Raw genomic sequence first — 15771 nt, 5'->3', positions numbered from 1 at the left:
TATCTCAAGCGTTATTTTAAGGATTGAATCTTCTCAATCATATTGCTAGTAGAGAAGCCATTTTCAAAATTGAGCACTTTAACATCACCGCCATTTGCCCAAACTTCTTTGCTGCCGGCGATCTCTTCCGGTTTATAGTCGCCGCCTTTTACTAATAAGTCTGGCAAGATTTCGCTAATTAAGCGTTGCGGAGTTTCTTCTTCAAACGCCACTAACCAGTCAACCGATGCTAAACCAGCTAAGACAGCCATACGCGCTTGTAAATTATTAATTGGACGTTGTTCGCCTTTTAAGCGTTTTACTGAAGCGTCAGAATTGACTGCGACAATTAAACGATCACCCAATTTGCGTGCGTTGGCTAAATAAGAAACGTGTCCTGGATGCAAAATATCAAAACAACCATTGGTCATCACAATCTTTTCACCACGCGCTTTAGCTTTGGCAACTGCTTGTTTTAACTCTTGTTCAGTCATAATGCCAAAACCATGTTCATTGCGGCGATGAATTGCATTTTCTAATTCAACAGTGGAAACAGTAGAAGTTCCTAACTTACCGACTACGATACCAGCGGCAACATTAGCAAGATAGCAAGCCTCTTCCAAACTACGACCATCAGCAATTGCTGTTGCCAATACGCTAATAACAGTATCGCCAGCACCGGTAACATCAAATACTTCTTGTGCTTGCGTTGGTAAATGGAAAGCTGGTTGATCTGGACGAATTAACGTCATTCCTTTTTCAGAACGAGTAACCAATAATGCTGAAAGATCTAACTGTTTTATTAACACTAATCCTTTGCCAACAATTTCATCTTCGCTATGGCAAGTTCCTACAACAGCTTCAAATTCTGACATATTTGGTGTTAGCAAGGTTGCACCACGATAACGTTCAAAATCAGTACCTTTAGGATCGATTAATACTGGAACTTTTGCTTGACGAGCAATTTGAATCATCTGTTGCACTTGCGCCAAAGTACCTTTGCCATAATCAGATAAGATTAAAGAACCGTATTGCGCAATATGTTGCTGTAATTTGTTTAATAATTCGCTGGAATCAACTTGATGGAAATTTTCTTCAAAATCTAAGCGTAATAATTGTTGATGGCGCGACAAAATCCGCAATTTCGTAATGGTCGGATGAGAAGCAAATTCGGCAAAGTCACAATCAATATTATGTTTAGCAAGTAACGCTTTTAACGCTTGCCCTGTTTCATCTTGACCAATCATACCTAACAATTTAATTGGTACATTTAAGCTGGCAATGTTCATTGCTACATTGGCAGCGCCGCCTGCACGTTCTTCATTTTGTTGTACTTTTACCACTGGAACAGGGGCTTCCGGGGAAATGCGATTTGTTGCTCCGAACCAATAGCGATCTAACATCACATCGCCTAAAACCAATACTTTTGCTTGGTTAAATTGGGTTGAATATTGAACCATAATTGAGTTTCTCCATAACAATTTTGCCGCTGATTTTATCACACTAGGGTAGAGAATAATGCTATTTATCAAGCTTTCGGCTAAAATAATGCCAATTTGAATTAAAAATTAGCTGTATTTTATGAAAAATCAATCATTACCAAAATTTCAATTCTCTTTCTTATTGCCTAAATATTGGTTGCTATGGTTAGGATTATTCCTATTCCGTCTTATTTTATTATTGCCTTATCCTTGCTTAGTGAAGATTGGGCATGGCTTAGGCAAACTATTTGCCGCATTTAAATTTGGCAAACGTCGTATTGCGATCGCTCGTCGTAACCTAGAGCTTTGTTTTCCGCAACTTAGCGACAGTGAGAGAGAACAGTTATTAGCAAAAAATGTTGAATCGGTAGGAATGGCAATTATTGAAACGGGAATGGCGTGGTTTTGGTCTGATAATAGAATTAAAAAATGGTCAACAGTTGAAGGTTTAGAGCATCTTACGGCAAATTCTGGAAAGGGGATTATCTTAATTGGTATTCATTTTTTGACGCTTGAGTTAGGAGCAAGAATTATCGGTATTCATCATCAAGGAGTTGGTGTTTATCGACCAAATGATAATCCGTTATTAGATTGGATCCAAACCAATGGACGTTTGCGTTCTAACAAAGATATGCTCGATCGCCATAATTTGCGCGGTATGATTCGAGCGCTAAAACGTGGTGAAACGATTTGGTATGCACCTGATCATGATTATGGACGCAAAAGTGCGGTTTTTGTGCCGTTTTTTGCTATGGAAAAGGCAGCAACGACTACTGGAACAGCCTTTTTAACCCGCACCAGTCCTGAAAGCTTAGTTATTCCATTTGCGCCGTTACGTCATCACGATCATTCTGGTTATACGGTTTCCATTTCAGCGCCAATTGATCTCACTATGTGTGAAAATGATGAGCAGATTGCAACAAGGGTAAATCAAGCTATTGAAGTGGAAATTAATAAAGATCCGACATTATATATGTGGTTACATCGCCGTTTTAAAACTCGTCCAGAAGGCGAAGAAAGTTTATATTAAATGACGCAGAATAAATAATTTTCTACCCATAGAATAAAAAATCTACTTATTACATAAGATTGTAAAAGTAGATTTTTTATTAATTTATTCAATATATTTTAAGCCGAAATTAGCTAAGCTATAAAAAACGGGTAATAAATCTTTCCCTTTATCTGACAAAGAATATTCTACACGCGGTGGAATTTCATTATATTGGGTACGAATAATAAACCCATCCGCCTCTAACTCTTTGGGAGCATTAGTAAGCGCAGCGTGTGTGACTGATTGTAGAAATTTTTTTAATTCACCAAAACGACGCGGATTTTGAATACATAAAGCATATAAAATTTGTAGCTTCCATTTTCCTTGTATCATCTCCACCACAGGTGTCACCGGGCAATTTCCACTCTTCGTTAATACGATAGAAGATATATTTTGTAAAAACTCTTCGTAGGTCATTAATTTCTCCATATTAGTATAAAAAATGATACTAAGTATCTTATTTTTGCGTACTTGATGTATTTTCCGCGCGCAGTAAAATGCGAGAAAAATACAAAAACAAGTCAATTAAGGAGTGTATTTTAAATGAAAAACTTTAAAAAAATGAGTGTTAAAAATGAAGGTCGTACAGAGTTACATAATTCATTACAGCTAACCGGTGCTGAAATTTCGATTAATGCGATGCCAGCAAAAGCAAGTGTACCTTTTGTTCACTCTCATAAAGAAAATGAAGAAATTTATGGTTTTCTTGAAGGGAATGGTTATTTCGAGATTGATGGTGAAAAAGTGGAGTTTAGCCAAGGAGATTGGATTAAAGTGGCGCCAAAGGCGAAAAGACAAATGTTTGCGGAAAGTGATATCAAATATATTTGTATCCAAGTAAAAGAAAACTCTCTTGAGCAATTTACGCAAACTGATGCAATCATTTACTAATTGTTTTAGTGTTTGATTAAGTAGCAAAAGAAACAACTTCTCATACATAAAAAGAGGTTGTTTCTTTTTTGTTTATTTCACTCTTAAACATTCAATTACTGCTCGTAGCGCCGGCGAAACATTACGATGCGGATAATATAGATGAAAGCCGGTAAAGGTATGAGAATACTCTTTTAGCACTTGAATCAATTCACCACGATCTAATTCTTGCTTAATCAGATCAGCACAAATATAACCTAAGCCTAAACTGAGTTTTGCGGCATCACGAATACTGTAATCGTTGGAGAACGTCCATTGCCCTTGGGTTTTAATTTTAAGCACCTTACCGTTGTCGTTAAAATCCCAGTCATACATTGCGCCGGAAGCATAGCGATAACCAATACATTGATGATGTGCAAGGTCATAAGGTGTTTTAGGGAAACCATATTGATGAAAATAGTCTGGTGAGCCAACTACTGCCATTTGCTCATCATCACTAATGCGTACAGCGATCATACCTTCAGCAACTGCTTCACCAAAACGAACACCAGCATCAAATTGCTGCTCAATAACATTACTAAATGCGGTATCACTAATTAATTCCAGTTGAATATCAGGATAACTCGTTTTAAAAGTAGCTAATTTAGGGAGTAATACCTTATCAATTGCATATTGACTAGCAGTAATACGTACTAAGCCTGATGGTGTTTGGCGAAAATTTGCCAGCATAGCCAATTCATTATCAAGTTTGGCAAAACTAACGGCAGTAGTTTGAAATAACTGTTTTCCGGCTTGCGTTAATGCGAGGCTGCGTGTTGTTCTAGTAAAAAGTTGCAATCCTAAACGCTGTTCTAATTGTTTCACGATACGACTTAATGCAGATTGGCTAATTCCTAATTTATTAGCGGCTTTAGTAAAACTCTCTTCACGCGCCACCATCATAAAAGCGTAGAGATCGTTGTAATTTTCACGTTGTGACATAGCGATTAATGATTAAAAAATAAAACTTAGTGTAACTTAATTTAGAACTTATAGGAATAAATGTTATGCCATTTTGCCACATTATCATTAGGTAGTGAATCGCTATAATTTGTCCGAATTGATGAGGTTGCTCAGTGATTTTGCTGTTGTAATCTTAGATCAATTGGGCAGTAATTATTCTTTATAGGAAGGAAGATTTATGAAATTTAAGCGAAAATTGACACTACTTTCCACATTATTATTAAGTACAACTTTATTGGGAGAATTCGCGATGGCAAATACACAATCAGCAACAGCAATCAATGTTCCGGCACAACATATTCAACTCACTCAACAATGGGATAAAGTGTTCCCGCAATCCGATAAAGTGAATCATCGTAAAGTAACTTTTAAAAATCGTTACGGCATTACTTTAGCGGCAGATTTATATCTACCAAAAAATGCTAAAGGAAAATTGGCGGCGATTGCGGTAAGCGGTCCGTTCGGTGCAGTTAAAGAACAGGTATCCGGATTATATGCACAAACTTTAGCGGAACGCGGTTTTGTTACGTTAGCGTTTGATCCGTCTTATACCGGTGAAAGCAGCGGTTTACCGCGTAATGTACCGTCACCTGAAATCAATACCGAAGATTTTTCCGCTGCAGTGGATTATCTCGGTTCGTTGGATATGGTTAATCGTGATGCGATCGGGATTTTAGGTATTTGCGGTTGGGGCGGTTTTGCGTTGAATGCGGCAATTTCCGATACACGTATCAAAGCCGTTGCCACCAGTACAATGTATGATATGACGCGCGTTACTGCTAAAGGTTATAACGACAGTATTAACGCCGATGCACGTTATCAAATGAAACAGCAAATCAACAATGCACGTTGGGAAGCGGCAAAACACGATTATGCGACGTTATTACCGGCGAATAATTTACGCGGCGCGCAAATCACCAAAGATACACCGCAATTTATTAAAGAATATTCGGACTATTACACTACCAAACGCGGTTTCCATCCACGTTCCGCCAATTCCAATCCTGACGGTTCTTGGACAACGACCGGTGCTTTACCGTTGATTAATATGCCGATTTTGCAGTATGCGGCGGAATTGAAAACACCGGCATTATTAGTACATGGTGAAAAAGCGCATTCACGTTATTTCAGTGAAGATGCCTATAAAGCATTGGGCAGTAAAAATAAAGAGTTGTATATCGTACCGGGAGCAACCCATGTGGATTTATATGACAATCAGGCACATAAAATTCCTTACGATAAGTTTGAGCAGTTCTTTAAAGCGAATTTAAAGTAAATTTGTTCTGACTAGTATGTGCTGATTTGACAGCTATTAAAATTGCTCTCCTATTTAAAGGGAAGAATAAAATAAGAGCCTCAAATGATGATTTAATATAATTTATTACTAGGATGAAGGTAGAACACAAAGTTTGATAGGTTCATTATTCGTAAAGGATAATATAAAAAATTCGCCCTCTTAATGAGGGCGAAAATTTGACTTTATTCTTTAAATTCAGCCATAAAAGCATTCGCTTTTTCCACCATATTTTTTGAACCAACAAATAATGGTGTACGTTCATGCAATGCGGTTGGTTGAATATCCAAAATACGGCGATAACCGTCAGTCGCCACGCCGCCAGCTTGTTCTGCTAAGAACGCCATTGGATTACCTTCATACAACAAACGGAGTTTACCATTTGGATAACGAGTGGTGGTTGGGTAAATATAAATACCGCCTTTTAACATATTACGATGGAAGTCAGAAACTAAAGAACCGATATAACGAGAAGTATAAGGACGTTTGGTTGCATCATCTTCTTCTTGGCAATATTTAATGTATTTCTTCACGCCCATTGGGAATTTCAAATAGTGACCTTCGTTAATTGAGTAGCAATAACCATCTTCTGGAATTTTGATATTTTCGTGTGAAAGAATAAATAAACCTAATGATGGATCATAAGTAAAACCGTTTACGCCATTACCAGTGGTATAAACCAACATTGTTGATGAACCATAAACAATATAACCAGCAGCAACTTGACGATTACCTGGTTGTAAGAAATCTTCCATGGTTACTGGTTGTCCAATTGGCGAAATACGGCGATAGATTGAGAAAATGGTACCAACGGCAACGTTCACATCAATATTAGAAGAGCCATCAAGCGGATCAGTAAGAATAATGTATTTTGCATTACGACCACGTTCTGTATCGAAAGCAACGAAATTTTCCTCTTCTTCCGAACCGAAACCAGCAACTTCATCACGAGAGATTAATGCCGCTTTCATTTTTTCGTGGGCGAAAGCGTCTAATTTCATTTGCGCTTCACCTTGAACGTTTTCGATACCAGAATTACCGATAATATCGTTGGTTAAACCCGCTTTATTAATATCACGATGGATAATTTTTGCTACTAAACGGATAGAAGAGAGAATACCACTAAGCTCACCTTTTGCATTAGGATATTCCGCTTGTTTTTCAACAATAAATTGACCTAGAGTTTTCATAATAAACCTTACTTTTACAGTGATGAATTACCACATAACAATAACATTTTTTAATAAATGTTATAAAAATTTTTGAAGAAAAAATAAATAAAATGAGATTTAGCTCACAAAAAGACAAATAAAAAATACCTCTTGGATTTTTGACTCAAGAGGTATTTATTTAGAATAGTTAAGATGACTTAGAATTGATAAGTAAGATTTACTTTCACATTACGACCTGCACCGGGAATTAAACTATTTGCTGCGATATACTCTTTATCGAAGAGGTTCTCAATCGAGAAATCAATACGTAAATTTTGCCACTCTCCAGCTTTTGGTGCGTAAGTAGCTGTTAAACCAACAAGGTTATAGGATGCTGTTTTTTCACCGTTTGTATTTTTGGCGGAAAAATGGTGACTAAAGTTTGCACCAACATCAAACTTTTCAGGCACTAACGCATATTGTGCCCCAAAAACTAATTTACCTTTTTCAATTCCACTAAGTTCCTCATCAGTGAGACTATCTTTTGCTTGTAAAGCACCATAGCTGGTATAAGCCGACCAACGAGGTGTTTTATATTCGCCACTAAGCTCAATACCACGCAAACGAGCGTTATCAACGTTACGATATTGAAATTTATCTGGTTGACCTCCACGAAGACGCTCAACTACTTCAAGGTTGATAAAGTCTTTTACATCATTTTGGAAAACTGTGGCAAATAAATGAAGCTCATCATTGTCTTGCCATAGATTATCCCAGTAGAATTTAGCTGAAAGCTCTTTGTTTTTTGCAGTTTCTGCTTTTAAATTAGGATTGCTAATAAATGTTGTAGCGTAGGTTCTTACTCCACCAAACCCATAATGGAATCCAGAAACATATTTTTCTTGTAAGCTAGGTGCTCTAAAAGCTTCACTATATTTTGCAGTTAAAGTAAGCCAAGAGGTGGCATCAAAACTTAATGTCAAAGCAGGAGATAGGGCATTTTTATGATAGTGAGTATTACTGTTTTTTTCTGCTGTTTTATAGGAATCAAAGCGTAATGATGGCGAGAACGTCCATTTTTCGTGTAATTTTATATGGCTTAATAGATAAGTTCCCCAAACAGTGGCTGTTGCATTATATGGGTTTGGACGATATTTAGCTGATTGTACATCTATACAACTACCAAGGGTTAATGCACCAGAACAATCATGGTCGTGTTCTTTTGTTTCACGTTGAGTAGTAGCGTGATCACGATAAAAATCAACGCCATAAATTAAACTAATACGCTCAAATTCAGAGGCATTTTGTAGATTAAAGCCTAAAGTTTTATATTTAGTAAAGTCATTGACTCCCGTACGCTGATTGGTTTCAGTTTCTTTTGTATTATTTAGATAAGCGGTAAATTTTCCGTTAATTAAATTAGATGATGGATTAAAGAGATAATTAAGTGAAACACTACTATCACTAACTTTTTGCTGAGCTAAATCAGAAATACCACCTATACTTCCATAGAGATTAGATGCTGCACTAGCGTTTCCAGTTCGATAGGCTGTTACAATATCATTATAAAGATCATCTGCTGTATAGATTCTAAATACTTCATTATTATTAGGTGCTAATTGCTTACTAACAGTATGGCGAGCATTAAGATCAAGACGTTGATCATCATTTAATTGCCAACCTAATTTTATTAAGCCACCTTGTTGGGTTAAGCCACTATATGGTAAATTTCCTAAATTTCCTCCCAAACGTAAATTAGAGTTTTTATTGCTCAGTCCTTGAATCAAATAATCAAATTTATTAGTAATACCATAGAGGGTAAGACTTGTCTCAGAAAGGGAATTTGCTGATTGATAACCTTGTTTAAGCATCACGCCCCATTTTTCGTTTTCACGCAATAAATCAAACGCATTGAGTGTTCTTGTTGCTACTACACCACCTAAAGCACCGCTACCCCAAAGGGTACTAGATGGACCTTTTACTACTTCAATTTGAGCCAGCATTGATGTAGGAACAAAATAAGAACCGCGATGCCCTAACTCAAAATTTTGGCGCACGCCATCAACCACTTGTACAACACGGGTGTCACTTAAGCCACGAATAGCAGGTTTCTGTGCTAACGCTCTTGCTCCACCATTAATAGAAACATTAGCAAGATGAGAAACAGCATCTGCAACACTGACGGCTTGCATCTTCTGTAAATCATTTTTGTTAATAATATTAATGGTAGATTGTTCTTTTGACTGATCTGTTGGATCTCGTAATGCAATAACATTAATTTTATCAAGTTGGTCGTCAGCCAAGCTGTAAACAGGATAGAGAAGAGAAGTAGTAATTAAGAGTAATGCTATTTTTGATAACTTCATAATAGTTCATTCCTTGATTAATTAGAAAGGTTAAAAGTTTTAGAAATGTACTCTGATATGATTTATTTTTCAATACAATTGATAATTATTTTTATTTATATAAAATATTTAATTTAAATTGCTTTTGTATGCGTTTAATTTTTGATTAAAGGAATTTTATTGATATGAACAATCGACTGACTCTTTCTGCAGCTATTGTGTTATGTGCTATCTCAACTGCATACGCAAATAATAATTTTGAACAACAACGCCAACAAGCAGGCGCTTTATCACAAGAATTTAATCAACAGCGAGAACAACGTTTAGATAAACCAGCAGGGCAACTCTTTAATAATCCAGTAAAATCTTCAACATCAAATAAAAATGCAGCCTTACATTTTCAGCTTAAGTACAGAAGTTACTGGAAATAAACAAAAATTGACTTTAAGAGAAGCATTAAGGTATTTCGATCAAGTTAATGGTATTCGCGCAACTAATTTCTCTGTGTGAAGAGGAACAATGTAAATCGTTATTAGTGGGTGATGATCAAGGGAATGTAAGCGTTGGTGAGGTAGAAGATAATTTGTTGTAAGTATTGGAATTGTTAATTATTAAAAAATTACTTCATAAATTAAGGAAAAAATATGTCGTTATTAAAACAACAAGTTGCAGAAATGTTGCAACAGAAGCCTGATATTGGCACACAAGAATTAGCGGTGCAGCTAAATCAGCCTGAGGGAGCGGTAATTGCCGCATTACCTAATGAATTAGTCACAGTATTGTCTGGACAGTATAGTGAGAAGATCCTTGCGGACTTGCCAAGTTGGGGCGATATGATGGTGATTATTGAGAAAGAAGGATCTTTTTTTGAAATTAAGCAAACTTTTCCACCGGGAAAAATCGGATATGGTTATTACAATTTGAATATGACAAATGAGGTTGAAAGTGCCTTATATGGTCATTTGAAACTTGAGAATATCAAAAGCATTGCTTTAGTGAGTAAGCCATTGCGAGGAAAGGAAACACACGCAATCGTATTTATTTCTCATCAAGATAATGTGATTTTTAAAATTTATCTTGGTCGAGATGAAAACGGTGAGCTTTACACACATCAGAAAGAAAACTTTAAACAACTTTTAGTATATACATTGAAATAAGGAAAATGAAAATGGAAGATCGTCAAACTCGTTTACAAGATCGTATTGGTCCTGAAATCCAAGAGTTAAAACAAAAGTGTAAAACACTTATGCTCGCTACTGTTGATGCAGAGGGTGTGCCAAATGTCAGTTATGCACCATTTGCATTAAGTGATACTGGTTATCATATTTTGATTTCAGATATTGCTCGTCATGCACGTAATTTGAAACAGACTAGCAAAGTTTCTGTAATGTTGATTGAAGATGAGCAAGAGGCAAGAAAAATTTTTGCTCGTCGTCGTTTGTCTTTTAATGCAGAGGTAAAAATTGTGCCATTTGAAAGTGAAGAATGGTTTTCTGGTACGAAAGCACTACAAGAAAGACATGGAGATATTGTCGGTGAACTCACGCAAATGGCGGATTTTACCTTGTTTAATTTAGTTCCTGGTGAAGGCTTGTTTGTTAAAGGGTTCGGACAAGCGTATAAAGTGGGAGCAGAAGACTCCGTTGGTATGATTCATTTAGACCAAGGTCATCAAAAACGGAATTAATTCGTTATTTTTCATATATAAAACCACCTGTAAAGGGTGGTTTTTCTTACCAAACACAAACTTTTCCTGATTTTTGATAGATTTCTGCATCATATTGGTAGGTAAGTTGAATATTTTGTTGTGTTAAGGCTTTTTCAGGGGAATCACAAGTTAATAATTGTTTTGCTTGTAGTAACAATAGTTTATGGCAATAGCGACTTGCTAAATTGAGATCGTGTAGAACAATTAAGACAGTGTGTTGCTGTTCGGTAAGTGCTTGCACTTGTGCTAATAGTATATGTTGATGTTTTAAATCTAATGCACTCGTTGGCTCATCGAGTAATACAAGTTTAGGGGTTGGTGTTGCTAAAATTTGTACCCAAACTCGGGCTGCTTGTACACGTTGTTTTTCTCCACCAGACAGTAGTAAATAGTTTTGTTCGGCTAAATGTTCAATATCAAATAAGGATAGTGCTTGAGAGATAAGAGCATTAATTTCTTGACAAGATAAGTCATACATTTGACATCCCATCTGTACAATATCTTTTACGGCAAAGGCAAAACTAAGAGTAGTCTGTTGAGACATAAAAATCACTTGCTTGGATAACTCAGTAAGGGAAAGTGAGGCTAAATTTTGCCCTTGCCAGTAAATTTTGCCTGTATAGGCAATATCTTGCCCAATTGCTTTTAACAAAGTGGACTTTCCTGCGCCATTTGCACCAAGAATAGCAACAGATTGTCCAAGTTCAAGTTGAAGTTGAAATGGATGAATCAAGGTTTTTCCTTGAATAGTAATAGCTAATTGGTCTAATAAGAGCATTACAATTCCTTTTTATGTTTGATAAGTAAGCCAATAAAAAAAGGAGCGCCTAATAAAGCAGTCAAGATACCGATTGGAATTTCGGCTGGTGGTGCAATACTTCTTGCAATAATGTCAGCGAGCAATAGCAGAATAGCACCGAGAACTGCCGTAATAGGTATAAGTTTTTTATGATCTGCACCAAGTAAGGTGCGAGCTATATGAGGAACAACTAAGCCGATAAATCCAATCATTCCGGTTACAGAAACGGCAATTCCTATCGCAAAGGCAATTAAGTAAATACAGCGTTTTTTTATTTTTTCAATATTAATACCAAGATGTTTGGCTTCTAAATCACCTAGTAACATTGCATTGAGAGCTTGGGACATAGTGGTTGCTTGCCAAAACAGTAAAATAAAAGCAAATAAACAGAGTAAAATGTTAAAGAAATTTCCTTGTGCAAGAGAGCCTAATTGCCATATTGTTAATTCTCTTAGGGCTTGATCGTCTGCTAGAAATTGTAATAACCCTAAAAAAGCGAATGCTAATGAGCCAATCGCAATACCACCGAGTAAAATAAGTAACATATTAGTACCAAAAGTTGTTCTTCCAATACGGTACACCAATAATGTGGTAATTAAGCCTCCAACAAAAGCAAAGAGGGCAATTAGTTGATCTCGTTGCCAGAATAGGAGTGAAGTTGGTAGTAGTACGATAGTAATAGCTGCTCCCAGAGCTGCTCCTGCACTAATACCAATTACACCTGAATCCGCTAATGGATTACGAAATAGTCCTTGTAGTATAGTGCCGCTAACACCAAGGATTCCACCAACGACAATCGCTAATAAGGTTCTTGGTAGGCGTAATTGTTGTAGGATAAAAACAGTATTAGCGTCACCTTTACCAATTAATGCGAATAATGTGGTGGAAATATCAAAATGAATAGCACCTAAATTTAATGATAATAAGGTAAGAATAATTAAAATAACGAAACTGGTGGCTAAGAATATTTTGTTATTAAATTTAATTATTTTCATACAACAATAGAATTAATCAGTTAAACATTCAGGTTTATTTGCCAAGAGTTGAGCAATATGTTGGCTTTCATGAAGTGATTTGAGGTTAAATCCACCAAGTAATGCTTGCCCATCAATAGTAAATACGCATTGTTTTTTTGTGGCTTCTAACTGCTGTAAAAACGGATTATCTTGTAGGATTTTATCTAAATTTTGAGTTAATTCTCTGGCTGAAACGAGTAGTACTTTCGGCTGTGATTGCAAAATGTGTTCAATAGAATAAGCGTAGTAACCTGATTTATTTGCTGCGATATTCTTCAGATTTAATGCTTGCAACATTCCATCTACCACAGTTTTACTACCTCCAGCCATAATTTGATTATTGCTAGGGAAGAATAAAAAGAGGGTATTTAGTGAAGGCAGTTTTAGTTGTTGGATTTTGTGATAAGAGGTTTGCATTGATTTGATTAATTGTTCTGTTTCGATGGATTTACCTAACGTTTCACCAATAAGTTTGGTGTTATCTAAGAGATCAGAAAAATTATATTGGGTATTGGAGAGCTGTATGATATTGATACCACTTTGTTTTAATTGTTCTAAAACAACTTTAGGTCCCATTTCATCTGTGCCAATAATTGTTGTTGGCTGTAATGCTAAAATATTTTCAGTATTTAAATTACGTTGATACCCTAGAATAGGTAAACCATATTGTTCTGCAAAATGACGGCTTGTTGAATCTGCGGCAATGATTTGTTTCTCAGAACCTAATGCTATTACTAGCTCAGTAATGCCAGCACCGATAGTAATTACTTTTTGTGCATTTTGTTTTGCTGATGCTGAAATCGAAAGTAAGAGAGAAAACACAATAGAGATCACCAGAGAAGTACGTTGTGACATAGTAAAATCCTTCCATTTTAATTTTATTAATAATAATTCTCATTTATAGTAAAGTAAAGAAGAGGGAAGAATTTAATATTGAAAATATACTTATCAAAAAATATGAGAGCTCCTAATCCTTGTATCTAAACTTAGATAGAAAACTCTCATTTTTATTAAGAAAATATGGGTTTTCGATAGATAGTTTGATTATTTCTTATACCATCAATCAAACTATTTTCTAGCAACAAAATATTGCAGTTCAATTTTGCTATTGATCTTATTTAATAATTGCTCAGCCATCTCTTTTTGTTGCATTTGGGTTGGATATTCCACCATAGCGACTTGCATAATATCTTGATCTTGATAACTGGATAAACGCAAATGATTTAATGCTACTTGTAATGCCGGCAAACTAGGATTAAATGCAGCATTTTCTGCATAACGTCCAGCGATCACTGTTTCATCGGCTAATAAGAGAGCAACACCGCAATAAGCGTGGCTATAAGGTGCATGCGAGCGATTAGCGGCGAGTAAAGCGCGCTGTGGTAATGGATCTTCACAATCAATTTGTAACTGGTTGTTGTGTGGATCAAATAAATATTCACGAATATCTAAATCTTTCGGGCCAAATGCATCAGGTAAATATTGGTGCAAACGGTTATTTTGCGCATGCGGTAAATGAATGTAGAGCTGTTCGGCGCTATTCAATTCGTTCATAAATTGGCGACAATGACCGCAAGGGGTGTAATTGACTGTTACTGAACTAATAGCTGCTTCATTATTCATCCAAGCGTGTGAAATCGCACTTTGTTCAGCGTGAATCGTTAGCTGCATTGCTACGCCGCAAAATTCTTGATTGGCGCCAAAATAAAATGCACCACTTAACCCTTGTACAACCGCACCAACATTGAAGCTAGAGATTGGTGTAGTAGCATAACAAGCGGCAATCGGTAACAATTGTAATGCGAGTTGATTTGGCGTTAATTTAAATTCTTTGCAAAGTGAAGATACGTTGGCGGCGCTAAGTTTACCGGCAAAATGCTGTTGCGCTAAGATGTGGTACAACGTATTTGCAAGTTGTTGATTTTCCCATTGAGCTAATTCGGTTTGAATGGCTTTAATTTTTTTATTAGCTGCCATAATTCGGTACTCCTTGTATTTCAATACGGGGCAGTATGATAAAACAAAACCTTATTAAAACGTAAGTTAAAGCATTTTTTTGTGACGGAGATTAAATTTTTTGCGGGTAACTGGCGAGTTTCTAGCAGTTAGCGGAGTGAAACAGTAGAATATGCTCCATTGTGCAAGACTTAAGGATATCAAAATGACCGTATTTCCGGATTTTTTGCGTGCAGGTGACAAGATCGCCATTATTTCACCATCAGGTGCAGTAGAACCAGCCTATATTGATGGCGCTTGTGCTGTATTAGAACAATGGGGATTTGTTCCGGTATTAGGTACTTACTGTAAAGGTAAGCAGGGTAAATATGCAGGTACTCAATCGGAACGATTACAAGATTTTATTGCCGCATTGACCAATAACAAGATTAAAGCCATTCTTTGCAGCAGAGGCGGTTATGGCGCAGTGCATTTGCTGGAAAAGTTACCAGCTTCATTATTGCGTGATCATGCAAAATGGTTGATTGGATTTAGCGATATTTCATTGCTACACGCGGCGATGTATCACGCTGGTGTAGCGAGTATTCACGCTTCAATGGCGAAACAGTTGGCATTATTTGGCGCTGACAATAACAATAATAAGTTACTGTGTCACATGCTAACGGGGCAGTTACCGACTTATCGCACACCTACACATAGTTTTAATCGTATGGGTACGGTAACAGGTGAACTTATTGGTGGTAATTTAGCGGTATTGTGCGGTTTGTTACGTACCGATTATGATCTTTTTCAAGCGGATAAAATCTTGTTTATTGAGGATATAGCCGAACCAATCTATAAAGTTGAACGTATGTTATATAACTTACGCTTAGCTGGTGTATTGGCCAATTTAAAAGGGCTAATTGTCGGACGTTTTACGGAACATCTTGAACCAGACGCCAATGGCGACACTATGTATAGTATGATTCAACGTTTGGTGGCGGATTATGATTATCCGGTAGCTTATGATTTTCCTATTGGTCATATTGATGAAAACGTGCCATTGATTGAAGGGGCGACAGTGAAGTTTGCTGTTACTGCAACTGAAGTATTGTTGGATTTTCAGCAGGATTGAAGTCT

Annotated in this window: 16 protein-coding genes; 7 read left to right on the top strand and 9 right to left on the bottom strand. The window is 36.5% G+C overall.

Annotation, left to right across the window (positions count from 1 at the left end; all coding sequences use genetic code 11):
- Positions 1 to 11: 11 nt before the first annotated feature.
- Entirely contained in the window at positions 12 to 1439 is a 1428-nt protein-coding gene (gene hldE, locus NYR30_RS05780; RefSeq protein WP_066112836.1) for a bifunctional D-glycero-beta-D-manno-heptose-7-phosphate kinase/D-glycero-beta-D-manno-heptose 1-phosphate adenylyltransferase HldE, read from the bottom strand.
- 121 nt (positions 1440 to 1560) lie between these two features.
- Between hldE and lpxL the strand changes: the two genes are divergently transcribed.
- A complete protein-coding gene (gene lpxL, locus NYR30_RS05775) occupies positions 1561 to 2490 on the top strand; it encodes an LpxL/LpxP family Kdo(2)-lipid IV(A) lauroyl/palmitoleoyl acyltransferase (protein ID WP_066112835.1) in 930 nt (309 codons plus the stop codon).
- Between the two features lie 84 nt (positions 2491 to 2574).
- Here the strand turns inward: lpxL and NYR30_RS05770 are convergent, their stop codons facing one another.
- Positions 2575 to 2928, bottom strand: a complete 354-nt coding sequence (locus NYR30_RS05770) for a winged helix-turn-helix transcriptional regulator (protein ID WP_197504113.1) — start codon at positions 2926 to 2928, stop codon at positions 2575 to 2577.
- Between the two features lie 126 nt (positions 2929 to 3054).
- Between NYR30_RS05770 and NYR30_RS05765 the strand changes: the two genes are divergently transcribed.
- Positions 3055 to 3402: a cupin domain-containing protein gene (locus NYR30_RS05765; protein WP_066106439.1), complete on the top strand. Its 348-nt coding sequence runs from the start codon at positions 3055 to 3057 to the stop codon at positions 3400 to 3402.
- Between the two features lie 72 nt (positions 3403 to 3474).
- On the opposite strand, the gene NYR30_RS05760 is transcribed toward NYR30_RS05765, so the two are convergent.
- Positions 3475 to 4362, bottom strand: a complete 888-nt coding sequence (locus tag NYR30_RS05760) for a LysR family transcriptional regulator (protein WP_066112833.1) — start codon at positions 4360 to 4362, stop codon at positions 3475 to 3477.
- Positions 4363 to 4561: 199 nt separating this feature from the next.
- On the opposite strand from NYR30_RS05760, the gene NYR30_RS05755 reads away from it, so the two are divergent.
- Positions 4562 to 5659 (top strand): alpha/beta hydrolase, encoded by a 1098-nt coding sequence (locus tag NYR30_RS05755; RefSeq protein WP_066112832.1) that lies wholly within the window; start codon positions 4562 to 4564, stop codon positions 5657 to 5659.
- Between the two features lie 203 nt (positions 5660 to 5862).
- On the opposite strand, the gene fbp is transcribed toward NYR30_RS05755, so the two are convergent.
- Complete coding sequence (fbp, locus tag NYR30_RS05750) at positions 5863 to 6867, bottom strand: class 1 fructose-bisphosphatase (RefSeq protein ID WP_066106454.1); 1005 nt, start codon at positions 6865 to 6867, stop codon at positions 5863 to 5865.
- A 179-nt stretch (positions 6868 to 7046) separates the two neighbouring features.
- On the bottom strand, positions 7047 to 9194 hold the full coding sequence (locus NYR30_RS05745) for a TonB-dependent hemoglobin/transferrin/lactoferrin family receptor (protein ID WP_302502293.1): 2148 nt from the start codon (positions 9192 to 9194) through the stop codon (positions 7047 to 7049).
- Between the two features lie 164 nt (positions 9195 to 9358).
- Here NYR30_RS05745 and NYR30_RS05740 point away from each other — a divergent pair, with 164 nt between their 5' ends.
- From NYR30_RS05740 to hutZ, 3 genes are all read left to right on the top strand, one after another.
- Positions 9359 to 9604 (top strand): hypothetical protein, encoded by a 246-nt coding sequence (locus NYR30_RS05740; RefSeq protein ID WP_302502292.1) that lies wholly within the window; start codon positions 9359 to 9361, stop codon positions 9602 to 9604.
- A 213-nt stretch (positions 9605 to 9817) separates the two neighbouring features.
- Complete coding sequence (gene hutX, locus NYR30_RS05735) at positions 9818 to 10330, top strand: heme utilization cystosolic carrier protein HutX (RefSeq protein ID WP_302502291.1); 513 nt, start codon at positions 9818 to 9820, stop codon at positions 10328 to 10330.
- 5 nt (positions 10331 to 10335) lie between these two features.
- Positions 10336 to 10860, top strand: a complete 525-nt coding sequence (hutZ, locus tag NYR30_RS05730; RefSeq protein ID WP_302502289.1) for a heme utilization protein HutZ — start codon at positions 10336 to 10338, stop codon at positions 10858 to 10860.
- Positions 10861 to 10906: 46 nt separating this feature from the next.
- Here the strand turns inward: hutZ and NYR30_RS05725 are convergent, their stop codons facing one another.
- The 4 genes from NYR30_RS05725 to cdd form a co-directional block, all read right to left on the bottom strand.
- Positions 10907 to 11659, bottom strand: a complete 753-nt coding sequence (locus NYR30_RS05725) for an ATP-binding cassette domain-containing protein (protein WP_302502288.1) — start codon at positions 11657 to 11659, stop codon at positions 10907 to 10909.
- Positions 11659 to 12675, bottom strand: coding sequence for a FecCD family ABC transporter permease (locus NYR30_RS05720; protein ID WP_302502286.1), 1017 nt, complete (start codon positions 12673 to 12675; stop codon positions 11659 to 11661). Before NYR30_RS05720 ends, NYR30_RS05725 begins: the two co-directional genes overlap by 1 nt.
- Before the next feature lie 12 nt (positions 12676 to 12687).
- The gene (locus NYR30_RS05715) at positions 12688 to 13551 is read right to left on the bottom strand and encodes a heme/hemin ABC transporter substrate-binding protein (RefSeq protein ID WP_302502285.1); all 864 of its coding nucleotides are present in this window, start codon (positions 13549 to 13551) and stop codon (positions 12688 to 12690) included.
- Between the two features lie 213 nt (positions 13552 to 13764).
- Positions 13765 to 14673: a cytidine deaminase gene (gene cdd, locus NYR30_RS05710; protein WP_302502284.1), complete on the bottom strand. Its 909-nt coding sequence runs from the start codon at positions 14671 to 14673 to the stop codon at positions 13765 to 13767.
- Positions 14674 to 14857: 184 nt separating this feature from the next.
- Between cdd and NYR30_RS05705 the strand changes: the two genes are divergently transcribed.
- Positions 14858 to 15766 carry a S66 peptidase family protein gene (locus NYR30_RS05705; RefSeq protein WP_302502283.1) on the top strand — a complete coding sequence of 303 codons (909 nt, stop codon included), beginning with the start codon at positions 14858 to 14860 and terminating at the stop codon, positions 15764 to 15766.
- Positions 15767 to 15771: the final 5 nt, after the last annotated feature.

Source organism: Gallibacterium salpingitidis (genome assembly GCF_030517105.1).
In the GTDB taxonomy this organism is placed as follows: Bacteria; Pseudomonadota; Gammaproteobacteria; order Enterobacterales; family Pasteurellaceae; genus Gallibacterium; species Gallibacterium salpingitidis.
This window is presented reverse-complemented; position numbering and strand designations above follow the sequence as displayed.

Bases quoted from the DNA above. Each gene is read 5' to 3' on its own strand.
- NYR30_RS05760 (WP_066112833.1), bottom strand. From the start codon at position 4,362: ATGTCACAACGTGAAAATTACAACGATCTCTACGCTTTTATGATGGTG.
- NYR30_RS05705 (WP_302502283.1), top strand. From the start codon at position 14,858: ATGACCGTATTTCCGGATTTTTTGCGTGCAGGTGACAAGATCGCCATT.
- cdd (WP_302502284.1), bottom strand. From the start codon at position 14,673: ATGGCAGCTAATAAAAAAATTAAAGCCATTCAAACCGAATTAGCTCAA.
- lpxL (WP_066112835.1), top strand. From the start codon at position 1,561: ATGAAAAATCAATCATTACCAAAATTTCAATTCTCTTTCTTATTGCCT.
- hldE (WP_066112836.1), bottom strand. From the start codon at position 1,439: ATGGTTCAATATTCAACCCAATTTAACCAAGCAAAAGTATTGGTTTTA.
- NYR30_RS05740 (WP_302502292.1), top strand. From the start codon at position 9,359: ATGAACAATCGACTGACTCTTTCTGCAGCTATTGTGTTATGTGCTATC.
- NYR30_RS05765 (WP_066106439.1), top strand. From the start codon at position 3,055: ATGAAAAACTTTAAAAAAATGAGTGTTAAAAATGAAGGTCGTACAGAG.
- NYR30_RS05715 (WP_302502285.1), bottom strand. From the start codon at position 13,551: ATGTCACAACGTACTTCTCTGGTGATCTCTATTGTGTTTTCTCTCTTA.
- hutX (WP_302502291.1), top strand. From the start codon at position 9,818: ATGTCGTTATTAAAACAACAAGTTGCAGAAATGTTGCAACAGAAGCCT.
- fbp (WP_066106454.1), bottom strand. From the start codon at position 6,867: ATGAAAACTCTAGGTCAATTTATTGTTGAAAAACAAGCGGAATATCCT.
- NYR30_RS05745 (WP_302502293.1), bottom strand. From the start codon at position 9,194: ATGAAGTTATCAAAAATAGCATTACTCTTAATTACTACTTCTCTTCTC.
- NYR30_RS05720 (WP_302502286.1), bottom strand. From the start codon at position 12,675: ATGAAAATAATTAAATTTAATAACAAAATATTCTTAGCCACCAGTTTC.
- hutZ (WP_302502289.1), top strand. From the start codon at position 10,336: ATGAAAATGGAAGATCGTCAAACTCGTTTACAAGATCGTATTGGTCCT.
- NYR30_RS05725 (WP_302502288.1), bottom strand. From the start codon at position 11,659: ATGCTCTTATTAGACCAATTAGCTATTACTATTCAAGGAAAAACCTTG.
- NYR30_RS05770 (WP_197504113.1), bottom strand. From the start codon at position 2,928: ATGACCTACGAAGAGTTTTTACAAAATATATCTTCTATCGTATTAACG.
- NYR30_RS05755 (WP_066112832.1), top strand. From the start codon at position 4,562: ATGAAATTTAAGCGAAAATTGACACTACTTTCCACATTATTATTAAGT.